Source organism: Vibrio sp. GJ43-1, from assembly GCF_055808835.1.
In genome coordinates this window covers 2,214,390-2,229,816 of record NZ_CM147884.1, presented here as the reverse complement: position 1 = coordinate 2,229,816, position 15,427 = coordinate 2,214,390, and the positions used below count along the sequence as shown (strand labels likewise).

Below are 15,427 nucleotides of genomic sequence, written 5' to 3'. Positions count from 1 at the left end.
CGTGGCATTTTTACTATGCGTTGGTTTAAGTGATTAAGGTGGTTTACGGCAGCATCGGCATTGCGTTGCTCACACCTTAACAGGGCGTTAGTTGCACTTAGAAATTTAGTGGTCAAATCATTGTCTTTTTAGCTATGCAGCGACAAGCCCCACTGCTTAACGTTCTTTCCGGTGGCAGCGCGAAAGAGTCATTCGCTTTAGCCCTCGAGGTTTCGCGGAACTGCTTTTTGTGCCCGTCCGTGAGCAACGAAAGTAACATCTTCCTCAACCCGTTTTTCAGTGACTTCAGTGGTTTCTTTTTCGCGCCAACTCGCATTAACCGAAAGATGTCAGTTCTGTCAGCTATCAAGTACGGCGTGGTGATAGTAATTTGGTTTACAGCAAGCAATGAGCATCTTGGTGCAAATAAAAGAATAGGGGCGTAGGCAACTAACAAACTACTCAAGTGGACGCCATAAGCTTGGCGGTTTTGGTTTGAAGTTAAGTGCGCTTGGTAAGTTAATTGTTAGCGCCACTTAGCAGGGCGTTAGCACTCAGAGGAGAAACAGGATGTTTATCGCAGTCTATGAGTTTGAAATTCGTGATGGAACGGAATCAAGGTTTCGCGAAGCATGGCTTGAAGTAACAAAGTCAATCTACCAGCATTGTGGCAGCTTTGGTTCTCGTCTTCATCGTTCAGACAAGCTAAATGTAATGGTAGGTTATGCCCAATGGCCAAGTCGTGATCAATGGGAAAAAGACCATCAATTCACAAATAAACTCTTCGAGATCTCACGTAAGGAAATGCGTGAGTGTCTAGTTAAATCAAATACTGTTTATAAACTTGAAGTTAGTGATGACTTCCTACAAACCTCGCTGGCAGTCGAGTGCTAACAAACTGCTCAAGTGGACGCGTAACGTATCGCGGTTTTGGTTTGAAATTATGAGTGTTTGGTAAAGTTAGTCGTCAGCGCCACTTAGCAGGGCGTTAGGTGCTCATCAATCAAAAGGAATTGAACACAATGGTTACATGTTACGTTCGGTATATTATCGACCCTTTCAAAGTATCTGAGTTTGAAGAGTATGCAAAAATGTGGATACCGTTGGTTACCCGATTAGGTGGGCAGCATAACGGGTATTTTCTACCTTCAGAGGGTGCAAATAACGTAGCTCTAGCGCTATTTACTTTTCCAAGTCTAGCGGACTACGAGGCGTACCGTAATAAGTCACTAGCTGATAGTGAGTGTATTAAAGCATTTAAGTTTGCAGACGATACACGCTGTGTTTTAAGTGTAGAACGTAGTTTCTTTAGACCAGTGTTTAACTGATAGTACGCACCTAACAATCGCTTCAAGTTGATTCGTAACGCTTGGCGGTTTTGGTGTTAATTTTGGTTTGGGTGATTACGGTTTAAAATTCGGCTTCAGTGGTGCGTAACTCACAACTTAAGCGGGCGTTATATGCCTCTTGAGTTTTGATGAATAAAAGGAATTTCAATGATTTTAAATCATGTCTCCGTTGGAGTTAAAAATATCGAATCAGCAGTGAATTTCTACGACGCTGTGTTTGAAACTCTATCTATTAATCGAACGCACCTAATTGAAGGTGTCGCGGCAGCTTACGGTACCAACTTCGAGTTTTGGGTTGGTCTACCGTCGGAAGGTTATGCGTCAAATTGTAATGGAACTCACATAGCCTTTAATGCTTGCAATCAAGAGGCAGTTGATAACTTTTACGCAATAGCCGTTAAGTTAGGTGCAATATGCGAAGGGAAGCCCGGTTTACGTCCGGAGTATGGAGAAAGCTACTACGCTGCTTTCGTCCGAGACCTTGATGGTAACAAGATAGAAGCGGTTTCAATGTAGTAAGTCGTAAGGCATATAACAAATGCTTCAAGTGGATTCGTAACGCTTGGCAATTTTGGTGTAACTGTCGGCTTATGTGTTTACGGTGGTCAATTTAAGTTTGGTGGTGCGTCACTCACCACTTAAGCAGGCGTTATGCCTCCGGGAGTCTCAGGGAAAATAGACAATGGAATTAAGACCCACCAGATCCGAAGAACAATTTCTTAGCTTGGGATACAACCGATTCTATGATCTTTTCGATGAGGTCATGGCTGATGAATTTTGGGATAAAGGCTCTCGCTATAGGTTTAGCAGACTATCGAGTGTTTTTGCTGTTTACGCTGAAATCTTGTCATATGAACCATTCCGATATGTTCTTGAAGCTTTGAAACTAAAACGCCCTCCAATGGAGTCGGAGATTGGTGGTCCTATGTTTAAGTTCGTTCGCAATATATTGGCTCACTTCCCCTTTTTCGACACATGGGATGATGTTTGGGTTAGTAGAGAGCTTGTAAACTGGCAACGAGAGGGGCTAACAATCGACAAGTTCCTCAAAAAATACGCTGGCTCTAAAGAGGTTAAATATCGATTCTGGGAGTCAGATAAAAAACGAATGACCTACATGAGCATAAAATTCCCTCTAGAGTATGGTGAAAATAGAATCTACCTAAAGGATATGGTCACAGAAAAAGACGGTGTGAAGTTCTGTTTAATCATGATGCATCAAATTCTAAATACTCAAGTAGAGTCCGTGGGTGAAAAGGGCATAACAAGTGCTTCAAGTGGATTCGTAACGCTTGGCAATTTTGGTGTAACTGTCGGCTTATGTGTTTACGGTGGTCGTTTAAGTTTTATGGTGCGTTACTCACCACTTAAGCAGGCGTTAGTTGCACTTAGAAATTTAGTGGTCAAATCATTGTCCCTTTAGCTATGTAGCTACAAGCCCCACTGCTTAACGTTCTTTCCGGTGGCAGTACCAATTAGTCGTTCGCTTTAGCCCTCGAGGTTTCGCGGCACTGCTTTTTGTGTCCGTCCGTGGGCAACGAAAGTCACATCTTCCTCAATCCGTTTTTCAGTGACTTCGGTGCGGTCTTTTTCGCGCCAACTCGCATTAACCGAAAGATGTCAGTTCTGTCAGCTATCAAGTACGGCGTGGTGATATTAATTTGGTTTACAGCAAGCAATGAGCATCTTGGTGCAAATAAAAGAATAGGGGCGTAGGCAACTAACAAACTACTCAAGTGGACGCCATAAGCTTGGCGGTTTTGGTTTGAAGTTAAGTGCGCTTGGTAAGTTAATCATTAGCGCCACTTAGCAGGGCGTTAGTTGCACTTAGAAATTTGGTGGTCAAATCATTGTCCCTTTAGCTATGTAGCGACAAGCCCCACTGCTTTACTTTCTCTCCGGTGGCAGCGCCAGTTAGCCGTTCGCTTTAGCCCTCGAGGTTTCGCGGAACTGCTTTTTGTGTCCGTCCGTGTGCAACGGAAGTAACATCTTCCTTAATCCGTTTTTCAGTGACTTCGGTGGGGTCTTTTTCGCGCCAACTCGCATTAATCGAAAGATGTCAGTTCTGTCAGCTATCAAATACGGCGTGGTGATAGTAATTTGTTTTACAGCAAGCAGTTAGCGCCTTGGTGCAAACAAGAGAATAGGGGCGTAGGCAACTAACAAACTACTCAAGTGGACGCCATAAGCTTGGCGGTTTTGGTTTGAAGTTAAGTGCGCTTGGTAAGTTAATTGTTAGCGCCACTTAGCAGGGCGTTAGCAGTTCAAGGAGAACACAATGATTGAAAGGAAGTGTGGTGTCTATCAAGGCAGAAATAAGTCCTCAGCATATAAAGATTTGGTATGGACGGTAGCAACATCATCAGACACTTCTTTTGACATAGTAGGTCAAACTAAACTGACGCTAGAGACGATAGAACAAAACCTTGAAGAGCTAGGTTCTGATAAAACTCAAATAGTAAGTGCACAGGTGTTTATCGCGAATATGCCTGATAAACCTAAAATGGATAAAGTCTGGTGTGAGTGGTTGAGTGAAAACCCAGAACACTGGCCTCAGCGAGCGTGCCTAGGTGTTGCGTTAGAAGGTGACATACTTATTGAAGTCACAGTAACGGCGGTAAGACGTTAGAACACTGCTAACAAACGCTTCAAGTTGATTCGTAACGCTTGGCGGTTTTGGCGTTAATTTTGGTTTGGGTGATTACGGTTTAAAATTTGGCTTCAGTGGTGCGTAACTCACAACTTAAGCGGGCGTTATACGCTTTTTGAGTTCATCGATAAAAGGGATTGGTTGTGGAGATAATTCGAGGCAAAGCGTTTGTCGCTGAGCGAGCGTGGGGTGCTAAAGACATAGCATGTATGAATGGCATTACCACTCGATTGCATTGGACAGATCAACCATATAAGTGGCATACAAATGATGGTGAAGAGGTTTTTGTTGTCTTAGATGGTTCAGTAGAAATGTTTTACAAAGAGAACGGTTCAGAAAAGTCGACTCTGCTATATGTAGGTGACATTTTCTATGCGTCTGTTGGCACCGAGCATGTGGCTCATCCAGTTGGTGTTGCAAGGGTGCTAGTAGTAGAGAGCGAAGGTAGCGTATAACAAATTGCTCAAGTAGACAGCTAACGCTCGGCGATTTTGGTTTGGTTGAGTTCAGTGATTACGTGGCTTTGCTCGGGCGTTGCGTTCGTTAGCTGCAACTTAGCAAGGCGTTAGAAAGGTTGCTGGAACATAAAGCAAATGGTAGTAATTGGTTCGTCGTTCGCTGATGCGGAGAGCACAATCTAAGCATCAAATTCGTGTTGGTCATCGCAGTTTCTTTGGTGTTGTCGCCATTTAGTTTTGGCGCAAGGGTAATATGCCATTGTATTTGGTCACATCCAACTCGTTGTTCTAGTGGCAATTACCTTCACCGAGAGTTATACGGGTAGCTTGTTCTAGCAAACCTCAAGTGTAAACAATGTTGAAAGTATGCTCTAGTTAAGAGCAACGTGCAGCAACCCAGTTGCTTTGAGTTTAACGGCAGTAGTTGCTTTGTCAGTGTTGTAAGACGTTCGTTCACGGCGAGTGAGTTTCTAACAAGTTACTCAAACGGACGCCATACGCTTGGCGGTTTTGGTTTGGAGTTGCGTGCGCTTGGTTAGTTAGTCGCAAGCGCCGCTTAGTAAGGCGTTATATTTTCGAGGCTGATATGAGCAATTTTAGTTTTTTACTTAATGCTGATGGGAAGGGGAAGGTTGTAATCGGCTCTTATCAAGAGAGTTTTATAGCTGAATTAAGTTTCTGGAGCATTGATGATTACTTTGAACACTGGAGAACAGCGGAGGACGTATTAAAGAGAGGAAGTGCTGTATCATTTATAGTATCAATAACCGATCCCGAGAATAGTAATTTTATTCGTTCATGGGTTTGCTACCCTCTAGGGCATGAATTAGTGTTTCAAGAACATATCATATTTTTAGATGACTTAGATGTGCCGTTTAATGTTAGTCAACCTCACAAAAATGTACAGCCATATGAAGCTACAACGGAAGAAGGTGACAAGATTTCAGAGTGGCGTATAGAAATATAACAAGGCGTTTAAGGCAGATTCGCAACGCTCGGCATTTTCAGTTTAAGTCGAATTTTGTGTTTACGGTGCAATGGTTTAGGTTGGGTGGTGGCGTCGCTCACTACTTAACGCGGCGTTAGCTTTCACGGTTTAGTTTATTGGTGTACGGGTTCATCGTTCTAGCTTTACATCTGCTCGTCAGTGCCAAATCGCAAAACCGCGCGTGCTGTTTCTTTTACTTGGAAAGGGCTTCAATCAAATTTGTGCACGGTGCACTTGGTTGTCAGCTTCAGCGCTAGAGCCGTGAGTTGCCTTTAAGTAACGCCATCTTTGGCAGCAAGTTGGTGGAAAGTTCAATGCTTCTGCATTGGGTGCGTTGGCGGCGTCGGTTTTGGAGCGTTTCTTTAAAATCTTGGTGCCAAACGTCGGCTACATCGCACGCAAAAAGCTAACAAATTGCTCAAGCAGACAGCTAACGTTCGTCGATTTTGGTTTGAATTGAGTTTAGTGATTATGGTGGCTTTGCTTGAGTGTCGTGGCGGTTAGCTGCAACTTAGCAAGGCGTTATGTTTTAAGGAGAAAACTTGGCATCTTCAATTAATATTAGCTTGGCTCAAGTTCCAGTGTTCAAAGAGGATATTGTCGCAAATATTGAGCAACACCTTGTTGCGATAGAAGCGTCAGTATCGCTTGGTGCCGACTTGGTGGTGTTTCCTGAATTGTCATTGACGGGCTACGAGTTAAAATCCTTAGCAAAGTTAGCTCTAGGCAAATTACCTTCTAATTTTTCGCACCTATCTCAAGCTGCGAGTAAGCACAATATTTCGGTTATCGTTGGTTGTCCGCTTGTTTCTGGCGACTCCCTAAAACCATCTATTGGCGCTGTGGTTTGCCATCCTGATGGTAACGTCGAATTTTACGATAAACAGCACCTGCATGACGGTGAGCATGAGTATTGTTCATCGGGCTCTGAAGATTATTTTCTAACTATCAAAGGTTATAAAGTTGCGTTGGCAATTTGTGCTGATTTCTCATGCCCTGAACACGCTGAAAGAGCCAAACGGTTGGGTGCTGACGTTTATTTAGTGAGTGCTCTGATTTCGACAGCGGGCTATTCTACTGATGCTAAGTTGCTCTCCGACATTGCCGCTACTAATGGCATGCCTGTACTGCTAAGTAATCATATTTCACCAACGGGTGGCTGGTCGGTTTGTGGCAACAACGCTGTATGGAATAATGAAGGCAAATTGGTTACGAGTTCAGAGTCCGTAGAGGAATGTGTTGTATTGTGTACTATCACGTTTAGTACAGTGGGCGCTTCAAAACATAACAAGGCGCTCAATTTGACAGCTAACGCGTGGCATTTTCAGTTTGGTTGAGTTTTGTGATTACTGTGGTTAGGTTGAGTGCAGTGTTGCGTTAGCTGCAACTTAGCTTAGCGTTAGTTGCACTCAGAAATTTAGTGGTCAAATCATTGTCTCTTTAGCTATGCAGCGACAAGCCCCACCGCTTAACTTTCTTTCCGGTGGCAGCACCAATTAGTCGTTCGCTTTAGCCATCGAGGTTTCGCGGCACTGCTTTTTTTGTCCGTCCGTGGGCAACGAAAGTCACATCTTCCTCAACCCGTTTTTCAGTGACTTCGGTGGGGTCTTTTTCGCGCCAACTCGCATTTATCGAAATATGTCAGTTCTGTCAGCTATCAAGCACGGCGTGGTGGTTGCGGCAAGCAATGAGCACCTTGGTGCAAATAAGAGAATAGGGCGTAGGCAACTAACAAACTACTCAAGTGGACGCCATAAGCTTGGCGGTTTTGGTTTGAAGTTAAGTGCGCTTGGTAAGTTAATCGTTAGCGCCACTTAGCAGGGCGTTAGTTGCACTTAGAAATTTAGTGGTCAAATCATTGTCCCTTCAGCTATGCAGTGACAAGCCCCACTGCTTAACTTTCTTTCCGGTGGCAGCGTGAAAGCGTCATTCGCTTTAGTCCTCGAGGTTTCGCGGAACTGCTTTTGGTGTCCGTCCGTGGGCAACGAAAGTCACATCTTCCTCAACCCGTTTTTCAGTGACTTCGGTGGGGTCTTTTTCGCGCCAACTCGCATTTATCGAAATATGTCAGTTCTGTCAGCTATCAAGCACGGCGTGGTGGTAGTAATTTAGTTTGCGGCAAGCAATGAGCACCTTGGTGCAAATAAGAGAATAGGGCGTAGGCAACTAACAAACTACTCAAGTGGACGCCATAAGCTTGGCGGTTTTGGTTTGAAGTTAAGTGCGCTTGGTAAGTTAATCGTTAGCGCCACTTAGCAGGGCGTTAGCTCTCTTATGAATTTCATCACAAAGTCAAAAGTTGTGGTGGATTTGACGTTCTCGGTAGCAATTGATTCAGAGGGTATTATGAACACGAGGTTTTGCGAAAATGTGGGAAGGACACTGAACACAAAGAGGCTATGAAGCAAAAGCCATCGAAATACGGCAAGTCCAAAAAGAACAGTTCAAAGCATTTTTAGATGGCTTCTTTAGTGGTTCCGCAGCTTCTTTACCTGGAGGTGCTTCTTTAGAGTTAACTGACAGGTATGTTGTTTGTACTATTTGTGGCAAAGCAACCATAGAAAATCATGGTCAAGAATTTCAATAGCTTATGCGATATAAAGAGAGCTAACAAATTGTTCAAGCAGACAGCTAACGTTTGGCGATTTAGGTTTGGTTGAGTTTAGTGATTAAGGTGGTTTTGTTTGAGTGTAGTGGAAGTTAGCTGCTACTTAACAAAGCGTTAAGTATCAAAGGTAGTTCCGTGGAATATAAAGAAATCTACAAATCCATATCTTCAGATGACGTAGAGTCTAGAAATGACTTTATGTGTGATTTTGAAAGTGAGATATCTGAGCTATCTGAAGTGTTTTCAGGTGCATTCAAATTGCTAGAGGCATCACCATGTCACAATGATAGCTCTACAAGAGCATCTACGGTCTCAGGGTATTTGTCTTTAGCTATTGAGTCAGCTGTTACAGCGACTCAACTTCTCGTTTTAGGGCGTGTTGCTCCTGCTGGCAATAGTATGCGTATATCCTACGAGTCCCTTTGCTATTCTGCACTTTTGAAAAAAGAAGTTGAGTTATCAGTACCTAATGGTAAGCACAAATTTGATTTTTATAAGGACTACCTAAATCAATCTGCACATACTAAAGCACACAAGGTCATTGATTTGGTCGTAAAGAACAAGGAGCTACTTGGTTTGAATCAAGGTGGTGTCGAGTTCCTTGTTGGTGCAAAGAGCTTTTACAATGGTTATAGCCACTCATCATTCTTGCTACTGCACTCGAAAATCAAACCCTCAACTAGACAATTGTACGTTGCAGGAGGGTATGAAAAGGAGCGTTACGATTTGTTCTCAGAACACCTCAAATTCATTAATAGATACAGCAAGAACTTAGACGGTTGGATCAAGGCTGTGGCGTACAATGCTACTTAACAAACGGTTCAAGTGGATTCGTAACGCTCGGCACTTTTGGCGTCAATTTTGGCTTGTGTGATTACGGTGCTTAAATTTGGTTCGGTGGTGGGTCACTCACCACTTAACCGGGCGTTATAACTTGTCTGTCCAATTACACTTATTGAGGGGAATTATATACTCTTCCCAATTGTCTAACATTTTTTATGTTCAAATATTGAGGCTGCGATGAATTTTCTCCGTAAGTATAAAATAAGCGTCCTTTTCTGTATCAGCGGTATTTTGTGTAAAATTGCTTATAACATCATCGGTTCATCCATAGATGAGAACGGTTTTTTAGTAGAGCCATTTGGGTTCATTCCTTTATTTTGGTTTTTTCAGCTACTGGCGTTGGTGGCTTTGGTTGTCACCTTCGTCAAACATAGAAAGGCTCAGTAAACAGGATAGCTAAGCCACAAGCACACGAGGATGCTTCGTTATAACAAACAGCTTAAGTGGACGCCATAAGCTTGGCGGGTTTGGTTTGAAGTTACGTGTGCGTGGCAAGTTAATCGTTAGCGCCACTTAGCAGGGCGTTATATTTTTCACATTAGTAATTGGTATTTATGGACTATTTAGAAATTTTAAAATTGATGAGCAGTGCGACAATTGTTCTATCTGCTATAGGTTATGTGATAAAAAAAGTCATTGATTATTGTGTTAATAAATCAATCGAGGACTATAAATCAAAACTCGCTTTTAATAGTAAAAAAAGAGAACAAGCTGCATTGGTTGCAGAGCTTCTATCTGAATGGGTAAAAAAGCCAGTAGATAAGTCGAGATTAAACAGGTTAACCTGGGAGGCGACATTATGGCTACCCGAAGATGAAGTTCAAGAGTTACATAAATTGTTGTCTCACAATAAAAAGTCGCCTTCAACTAAACAGTTTTTAATTAATGTCCGAGAAGTGATCCAAGGAGATGGTACTAAATTAAAGGCAAGTGATGTCGTTAACTTTTAGGAAAATATAACAAATTGTTCAAGAGTGATTCGGCACGCGTGGCATTTTTACTATGCGTTGGTTTTAGTGTTTAAGGTGTTATACGGGAGCTTCGGTATGCGTGCCTCACACCTTAACAAGGCGTTAGTTGCACTTAGAAATTTAGTGGTCAAATCATTGTCCCTTTAACTATGCAGCGACAAGCCCCACTGCTTAACTTTCTTTCCGGTGGCAGCGCGAAAGAGTCATTCGCTTTAGCCCTCGAGGTTTAGCGAAACTGCTTTTTGTGTCCGTCCGTGAGCAACGAAAGTCACATCTTCCTCAACCCGTTTTTTGGTGACTTCGGTGGTGTCTTTTTCGCGCCAACTCGCATTACTCGAAATATGTCAGTTCTGTCAGCTATCAAGTACGGTTTGGTGATAGTAATTTGGTTTACAGCAACCAATGAGCATCTTGGTGCAAATAAAAGAATAGGGGCGTAGGCAACTAACAAACTACTCAAGTGGACGCCATAAGCTTGGCGGTTTTGGTTTGAAGTTAAGTGCGCTTGGTAAGTTAATCATTAGCGCCACTTAGCAGGGCGTTAGGCGCAAACGTACAACAAGGAAAGTGTATGAATTTAAATCAAGTAACCTTGGCGGTTCATGATATGGAATTGGCGGTCAAGTTTTATACAAAGCTTGGCTTGAATCAAATTGTTGGTGACGAGTATTATGCTCGGTTTTCCTTTCCTGATGGTGATGCAACTTTGTCAGTCTATCTAGACACGGAAAAACAAGGCTTAGATTGTCGCGGTGTAGTTTACTTCGAGCATGAAAAACTGGATGAACTCGTTATGCATCTTAAGTCTGAAGGTATCGAATTCACTCATGAGCCAACAATGCAAAGTTATCTTTGGAAAGAAGCTGCATTAACTGACCCGTCCGGCAATAAAATCAAACTGTATTGGGCTGGCGAAAATCGGTTAAACCCACCGTGGAAGCTTGAGGCCAGGGCCTAACAAGTGCTTCAAGCAGATTCGTAACGCTTGGTACTTTTAGCGTTAATTTAGGCTTGAGTGATTACGGCGTAAAACTTAGCTTGAGTGGTACGTTACTCACCACTTAAGCAGGCGTTACATGCCCATTCCCGTGACCGCAATGTGCTAAGTGTATGCTGCATTCTTATTGGTCATCTAGTTTTATTGCGCAAAAGTGCATAAAGTTGATGTCGGCAAGGTGATTTCATCATAGAATCAGCGTATTAATTAAAGTTAGTAACTGTAATAGTAAGTAAAGAACTTATGATTCGTTTAGTCAGTATAAAAAATTTCCGATCTCATTCAAACTCAGGTAGCTCCAATCGAGGAAATTACTACTTTTGTTGGGCAAAATGATGCTGGGAAGTCGAACATTCTTCGTGCGTTAAATTTATTTTTTAATGGCGAAACTGACCACAAAACAACATACAACTTCAAGTCTGATTTTAACATTAACGCAAAGACGTATAAACAGCGAGCTAAAGAAGTTGTTATTGAATTAGGTTTGAAGTTGCCGAAAACTTACCGAAGAGATGGTTTCCCAGATACTGTTTATTGGAAAAAAGTGTGGCGAGAAAGTGGAGAGCACACAGATGGAGAAGAAATTAAATACTGTGTGATAAATAATAATAGATTTACAAAGAAACAAGACTTTCCACCGAGAAGTAAAATAAAGTCACTATTGGAAAATATAAATTTCATATACGTACCTGCAATAAAGGACAAGAGTTTTTTTACCGACCTTCAAGGCAAAATATATGATGTACTTGCTCAAACTGCAGAAAGTGGACTCCACTCATCAGCGAATAGTTTTGAGAAAAAAATCAAGAAAGAGTTTACAGAGCTGTTACAGGCTATTGATGGAACATTTAATAATAATAATTCTATCTCGTTACCGCAAAATCTTAGGAGTATCTTTGAAACGCTAGAATTTAACGCAAATAATATTCCTCTCTCACGAAGAGGTGATGGTGTTAAAATTCGACATATACCTTCAATGCTTAGATTTATTGGTGATAAAAGTGGGAATCGACATAAAACTCTAATTACTCCACAAATTTGGGGGTTTGAAGAACCTGAAAATAATGTAGAGTTTTCATCTTGCTTTGCACTTAATAAACAATTTATAGAAGCAGCGAAAAATAATATACAGGTTATCCTAACAACGCACTCTCCCGCTATTTATAATATAGGCCAAGGTATAGAAGGTATCTCTAACTTGAAATCAACTCGTTTTCACGTTAGTAAATGCGAAAATACAGGTACGACAGAGTTAAATATTATTGATGATGAAAACTTGCACCAAAAGTTAGGTTTTATGCCGTTGATTGCCCCTATTATTGCAGAGCAAGAGCGAAAATGGTTTGAAGAGAAAGCAAAACAAGAAGATATAATTTCATCTCTGGAACGTGAATTGCAATCAGAGAAAAAGCATAGATTGTTTGTAGAGGGTAAGTCAGATAAGGCGATATTTTCAAAGGTAATTGAAGTGTATTTCCCTGATTTAAAAGATAAAGTTCACTTCGATTTAAAAGGTAATAATTGCGCTAATTCAGCCACAGATAAAGCGAAGGCTTTTCATTTAGTACAAAAGCATAACAAGGAAGAATACAAACTAAAAGGTGCTCTGATCTTAGATAACGATCCTGCTGGCATTGAGTGTAAATCAATAATTGATATGTTCCTTAAAGATAGTAAATCAAGTAATATTAAGGTTACTTTAATACCAAAGCCTCCGCAGGTTTTCAATTTGCTGAAAAAGGGGTTTGCTGTAGTTGCTGATCTAGAATCATGTTTGCCTGAACATATATGGCGTCATGCTCTGGAGAATAACTGGCTAGAAGAAAGACTGCCATTGGCTAAAAAGTTCTCAGAACAAAAGATGACTGAGCTGTTTAACTCGCACAGCAATCCTCAGGATCTGATTTTCCAGCAATCTGAATTTGATCAATTACTCATAAATTACTCATTCACAACTAAAGGAAAGGAGTGTATGAGTAAACATATAAGCGCTATGGATGTTGAGTCTTTGAAAGAACAATCGACTCTTGCGAACTTTATGCCCTTATTTCAAAAAATAAACGATTTTATAATCACTTAAAGCTCAACTACGCTAGGCATATAACAAAGCAATCAAGGTGATGCGTTACACTCGGCGGTTTTAGTACGGAATTCGGTGTGCTTTGCTAGTTCAGTGGGGCGCACCTTATTGCAGGCGTTATGAGGCTTATGGAAATAAAAATAGAACCTGTATTGCTGAGTGATTTCGAAGAGGTTTTTGCTACGGTAAAGAGAGGTTTGTTTGATCACGTTGACGCAGTCTTTGGTTGGGATGACCAATTTCAACGTCACCGACTAAAAACAGAATATGAGACTGATTGGTTTCACTGGCTCTACGTTGATAATAAACGTGCTGGTTTGTTGTGTTTTAAATCTTATAACGACGCGCTCCATGTGCACTTTCTTGTCATTGAGGCTTCTTATCAAGGTAGGCAAATTGGCGCTACTGTCATGACAATGGTTCATGATCAAGCAATCACAGAGATTAAGCAGCAAGTAACACTCTCAAGCTTTAAGCGTAACCTGAGGGCAATATCTTTCTATGAGAGTCTCGGATACGAAGTAGTGGACACCGATGAAAATTTTGTTTCTTTGGTGTGGCGGGTCGCCTCATAACAAGTTACTCAAACGGACGCCATACGCTTGGCGCTTTTGGTTAGAAGTTATGTGCGTTTGGTAAGTTAGTCGTAAGCGCCGTTTAGTAAAGCGTTATAAGCTTCGAGGAAAATTATGGAAAGTATCATCAAACAAGCAATTGAATTGCGGAAACAGGATAAGTATCAAGAGTCGAGAGCTTTGCTAAAAACGCTGCTAAACGATGAAACTTATTCTGCTAAAGCTCACTTGCAAATTGCTTGGTCATACGACAACGAAGGTAAAGAGCAAGAAGCAATTACTCATTATCAGTCATCTCTTTCAGGTCTCTTATCGTCGGTAGAAAGGTTTGATGCTTTGTTCGGGCTAGCGAGTACCTATCGAAGTCTGGGCATGTATTCTGAGGCGTTAAGCTATTTTGAGCAAACTCTAAGAGAGTACCCTAGTTCTATTGAAGTTCAGCCTTTCTATGCCATGTGTCTTTACAACTTGGGGCGCCATAAAGAAGCAACATCATTATTACTCGATCTTTTAGTATCAACCACGAACAGTGATGCAATTAAAGAGTATCAGCGAGCTATTTCTTTATACGCAGAAGATTTAGATAGAACGTGGTAAAACGAAACACGCGTATAACAAACGCTTTAAGTGCGATTCGTAAACGTGTGCCGAACTCGCTATCGCTCAAACATGGCACACGTTCACTCACGCCTTAAGCGGGCGTTAGCTTTCACGGTTTAGTTTATTGGTGTACGGGTTCATCGTTCTAGCTTTACACCTGTTCTTTAATGGAAACCTCACATCTCTTGTGTGCTTTTTCTTTGCTACTGAGTTATTTACGTTTAATTGAAAATTGGCGTATGTGGTTGTTGGCTTAGTGGCAAACTTTGAGTTGCCTCTGAGTTTCGTCAACTCAGGCTACGAATTTTTGGACAGTTCAACTCTGTCCCGTCATGTTGGTCGTTGGTTTTGAGGGGAGAGCGTTACTTCAACATCTCGGTGAGCAACGCAGGCTTTATCGCACGAAAAAGCTAACAAACTGCTTAAGTGGACGCCATAAGCTTGGCGGTTTTGGCTTGAAGTTAAGTGCGCTTGGTAAGTTAATCGTTAGCGCCACTTAGCAGGGCGTTAGCTATTTTTGAGGTAGTGATGAAAGTAGTAGAAATATTAAGCTTTATCTTGTTGGTGCAATGTTTCAATGTTTTCGCAGAAGAGTTGAAGCTTCCGGCCTGTCCTAGTCTCCCTAAATTGGAAACGGAAGTTTACTTTTATGTTGATGAAAGTGTGCTTAATGAGTATTCAAAGAAATTTGTGGATTCAAAAATAAACACTTGGATTAGCTACTCAAATCTTACGTTAAATAACTCATGTGTCCCTATAAAAAGAAAAGTTACAAAAGTAGAGTACGTTTCAAACATAGACAGCTCTTGGTTTCAAGATGTAGATGCCGCGAAGAACCTCCTAAATTACTATTCTGTGTATGAAATTCCAGAAAATAACAGTTCTGGTGTTCCAATCTTTAAGGCGATTTTGTTTTCTAATGCGGCTGACAGTTTTAAATCTCAATGGTGTGGGGTTGCATCGAGGAGCGCCAACTATTTTGTGATTGGTCTAAATTGTCATGATAGCGTTATGGAGCATGAAATAGGTCATTTAAGTGGTGCCAATCATGATATGAAAACAACACTTGAGTCGAATCCAAAGTTTGATATGGATGCTTTTGCTAAGTATACATTTCCGTATAAAAATGAGACGTATAGCTTTGGGGCTACATGCTCTGGTCGAGGCACAGTTATGTCTTATGAAAAAGACATAATTCCTGCATATTCTAGCCCAGATATAAGTGTTGATGGTAATGTTTGCGGTAATGAGCTTACGGCTAATAACGCGCAAGTTCTTCGTAACTTTGCGAAAAAATATGCGTCTAAATAGGAACATAGCTAACAAACG

The 15,427-nt window shown here is 41.5% G+C and carries 16 protein-coding genes and 1 pseudogene; all 17 read left to right on the top strand.

The genetic code is table 11. The features are described from left to right. Positions 1-549 precede the first annotated feature (549 nt). Positions 550-873 carry an antibiotic biosynthesis monooxygenase gene (locus AC0L66_RS10670; protein ID WP_265678088.1) on the top strand — a complete coding sequence of 108 codons (324 nt, stop codon included), beginning with the start codon at positions 550-552 and terminating at the stop codon, positions 871-873. A 128-nt stretch (positions 874-1,001) separates the two neighbouring features. Continuing rightward, positions 1,002-1,307, top strand: coding sequence for an NIPSNAP family protein (locus AC0L66_RS10665; protein WP_428750263.1), 306 nt, complete (start codon positions 1,002-1,004; stop codon positions 1,305-1,307). Positions 1,308-1,475: 168 nt separating this feature from the next. Next, positions 1,476-1,844, top strand: a complete 369-nt coding sequence (locus tag AC0L66_RS10660) for a VOC family protein (RefSeq protein WP_473567252.1) — start codon at positions 1,476-1,478, stop codon at positions 1,842-1,844. A 166-nt stretch (positions 1,845-2,010) separates the two neighbouring features. Beyond that, entirely contained in the window at positions 2,011-2,751 is a 741-nt protein-coding gene (locus AC0L66_RS10655; RefSeq protein ID WP_473567251.1) for a hypothetical protein, read from the top strand. 855 nt (positions 2,752-3,606) lie between these two features. Beyond that, positions 3,607-3,957, top strand: a complete 351-nt coding sequence (locus tag AC0L66_RS10650; protein ID WP_473567249.1) for a RidA family protein — start codon at positions 3,607-3,609, stop codon at positions 3,955-3,957. Positions 3,958-4,121: 164 nt separating this feature from the next. Continuing rightward, entirely contained in the window at positions 4,122-4,433 is a 312-nt protein-coding gene (locus AC0L66_RS10645) for a cupin (protein ID WP_473567248.1), read from the top strand. A 589-nt stretch (positions 4,434-5,022) separates the two neighbouring features. Next, on the top strand, positions 5,023-5,403 hold the full coding sequence (locus tag AC0L66_RS10640; protein WP_473567246.1) for a hypothetical protein: 381 nt from the start codon (positions 5,023-5,025) through the stop codon (positions 5,401-5,403). Between the two features lie 563 nt (positions 5,404-5,966). Next, a complete protein-coding gene (locus tag AC0L66_RS10635; protein WP_265678031.1) occupies positions 5,967-6,761 on the top strand; it encodes a carbon-nitrogen hydrolase family protein in 795 nt (264 codons plus the stop codon). Between the two features lie 1,009 nt (positions 6,762-7,770). Then, positions 7,771-8,011, top strand: a pseudogene (locus AC0L66_RS10630) (hypothetical protein). 156 nt (positions 8,012-8,167) lie between these two features. Beyond that, entirely contained in the window at positions 8,168-8,845 is a 678-nt protein-coding gene (locus AC0L66_RS10625) for a hypothetical protein (protein WP_473567244.1), read from the top strand. Positions 8,846-9,052: 207 nt separating this feature from the next. Further along, complete coding sequence (locus AC0L66_RS10620) at positions 9,053-9,262, top strand: DUF3955 domain-containing protein (protein ID WP_473567242.1); 210 nt, start codon at positions 9,053-9,055, stop codon at positions 9,260-9,262. 167 nt (positions 9,263-9,429) lie between these two features. Next, the gene (locus tag AC0L66_RS10615; protein WP_130249714.1) at positions 9,430-9,825 is read left to right on the top strand and encodes a hypothetical protein; all 396 of its coding nucleotides are present in this window, start codon (positions 9,430-9,432) and stop codon (positions 9,823-9,825) included. 592 nt (positions 9,826-10,417) lie between these two features. Continuing rightward, positions 10,418-10,804, top strand: a complete 387-nt coding sequence (locus AC0L66_RS10610; protein WP_473567240.1) for a VOC family protein — start codon at positions 10,418-10,420, stop codon at positions 10,802-10,804. 307 nt (positions 10,805-11,111) lie between these two features. After that, the gene (locus AC0L66_RS10605) at positions 11,112-12,923 is read left to right on the top strand and encodes an ATP-dependent nuclease (protein WP_473569230.1); all 1,812 of its coding nucleotides are present in this window, start codon (positions 11,112-11,114) and stop codon (positions 12,921-12,923) included. Positions 12,924-13,051: 128 nt separating this feature from the next. Continuing rightward, positions 13,052-13,498, top strand: a complete 447-nt coding sequence (locus AC0L66_RS10600; protein WP_473567238.1) for a GNAT family N-acetyltransferase — start codon at positions 13,052-13,054, stop codon at positions 13,496-13,498. Between the two features lie 114 nt (positions 13,499-13,612). After that, positions 13,613-14,095: a tetratricopeptide repeat protein gene (locus tag AC0L66_RS10595; protein ID WP_265677990.1), complete on the top strand. Its 483-nt coding sequence runs from the start codon at positions 13,613-13,615 to the stop codon at positions 14,093-14,095. 531 nt (positions 14,096-14,626) lie between these two features. Continuing rightward, positions 14,627-15,409: a M12 family metallo-peptidase gene (locus AC0L66_RS10590; RefSeq protein ID WP_473567236.1), complete on the top strand. Its 783-nt coding sequence runs from the start codon at positions 14,627-14,629 to the stop codon at positions 15,407-15,409. The last annotated feature ends 18 nt before the right edge of the window (positions 15,410-15,427 follow it).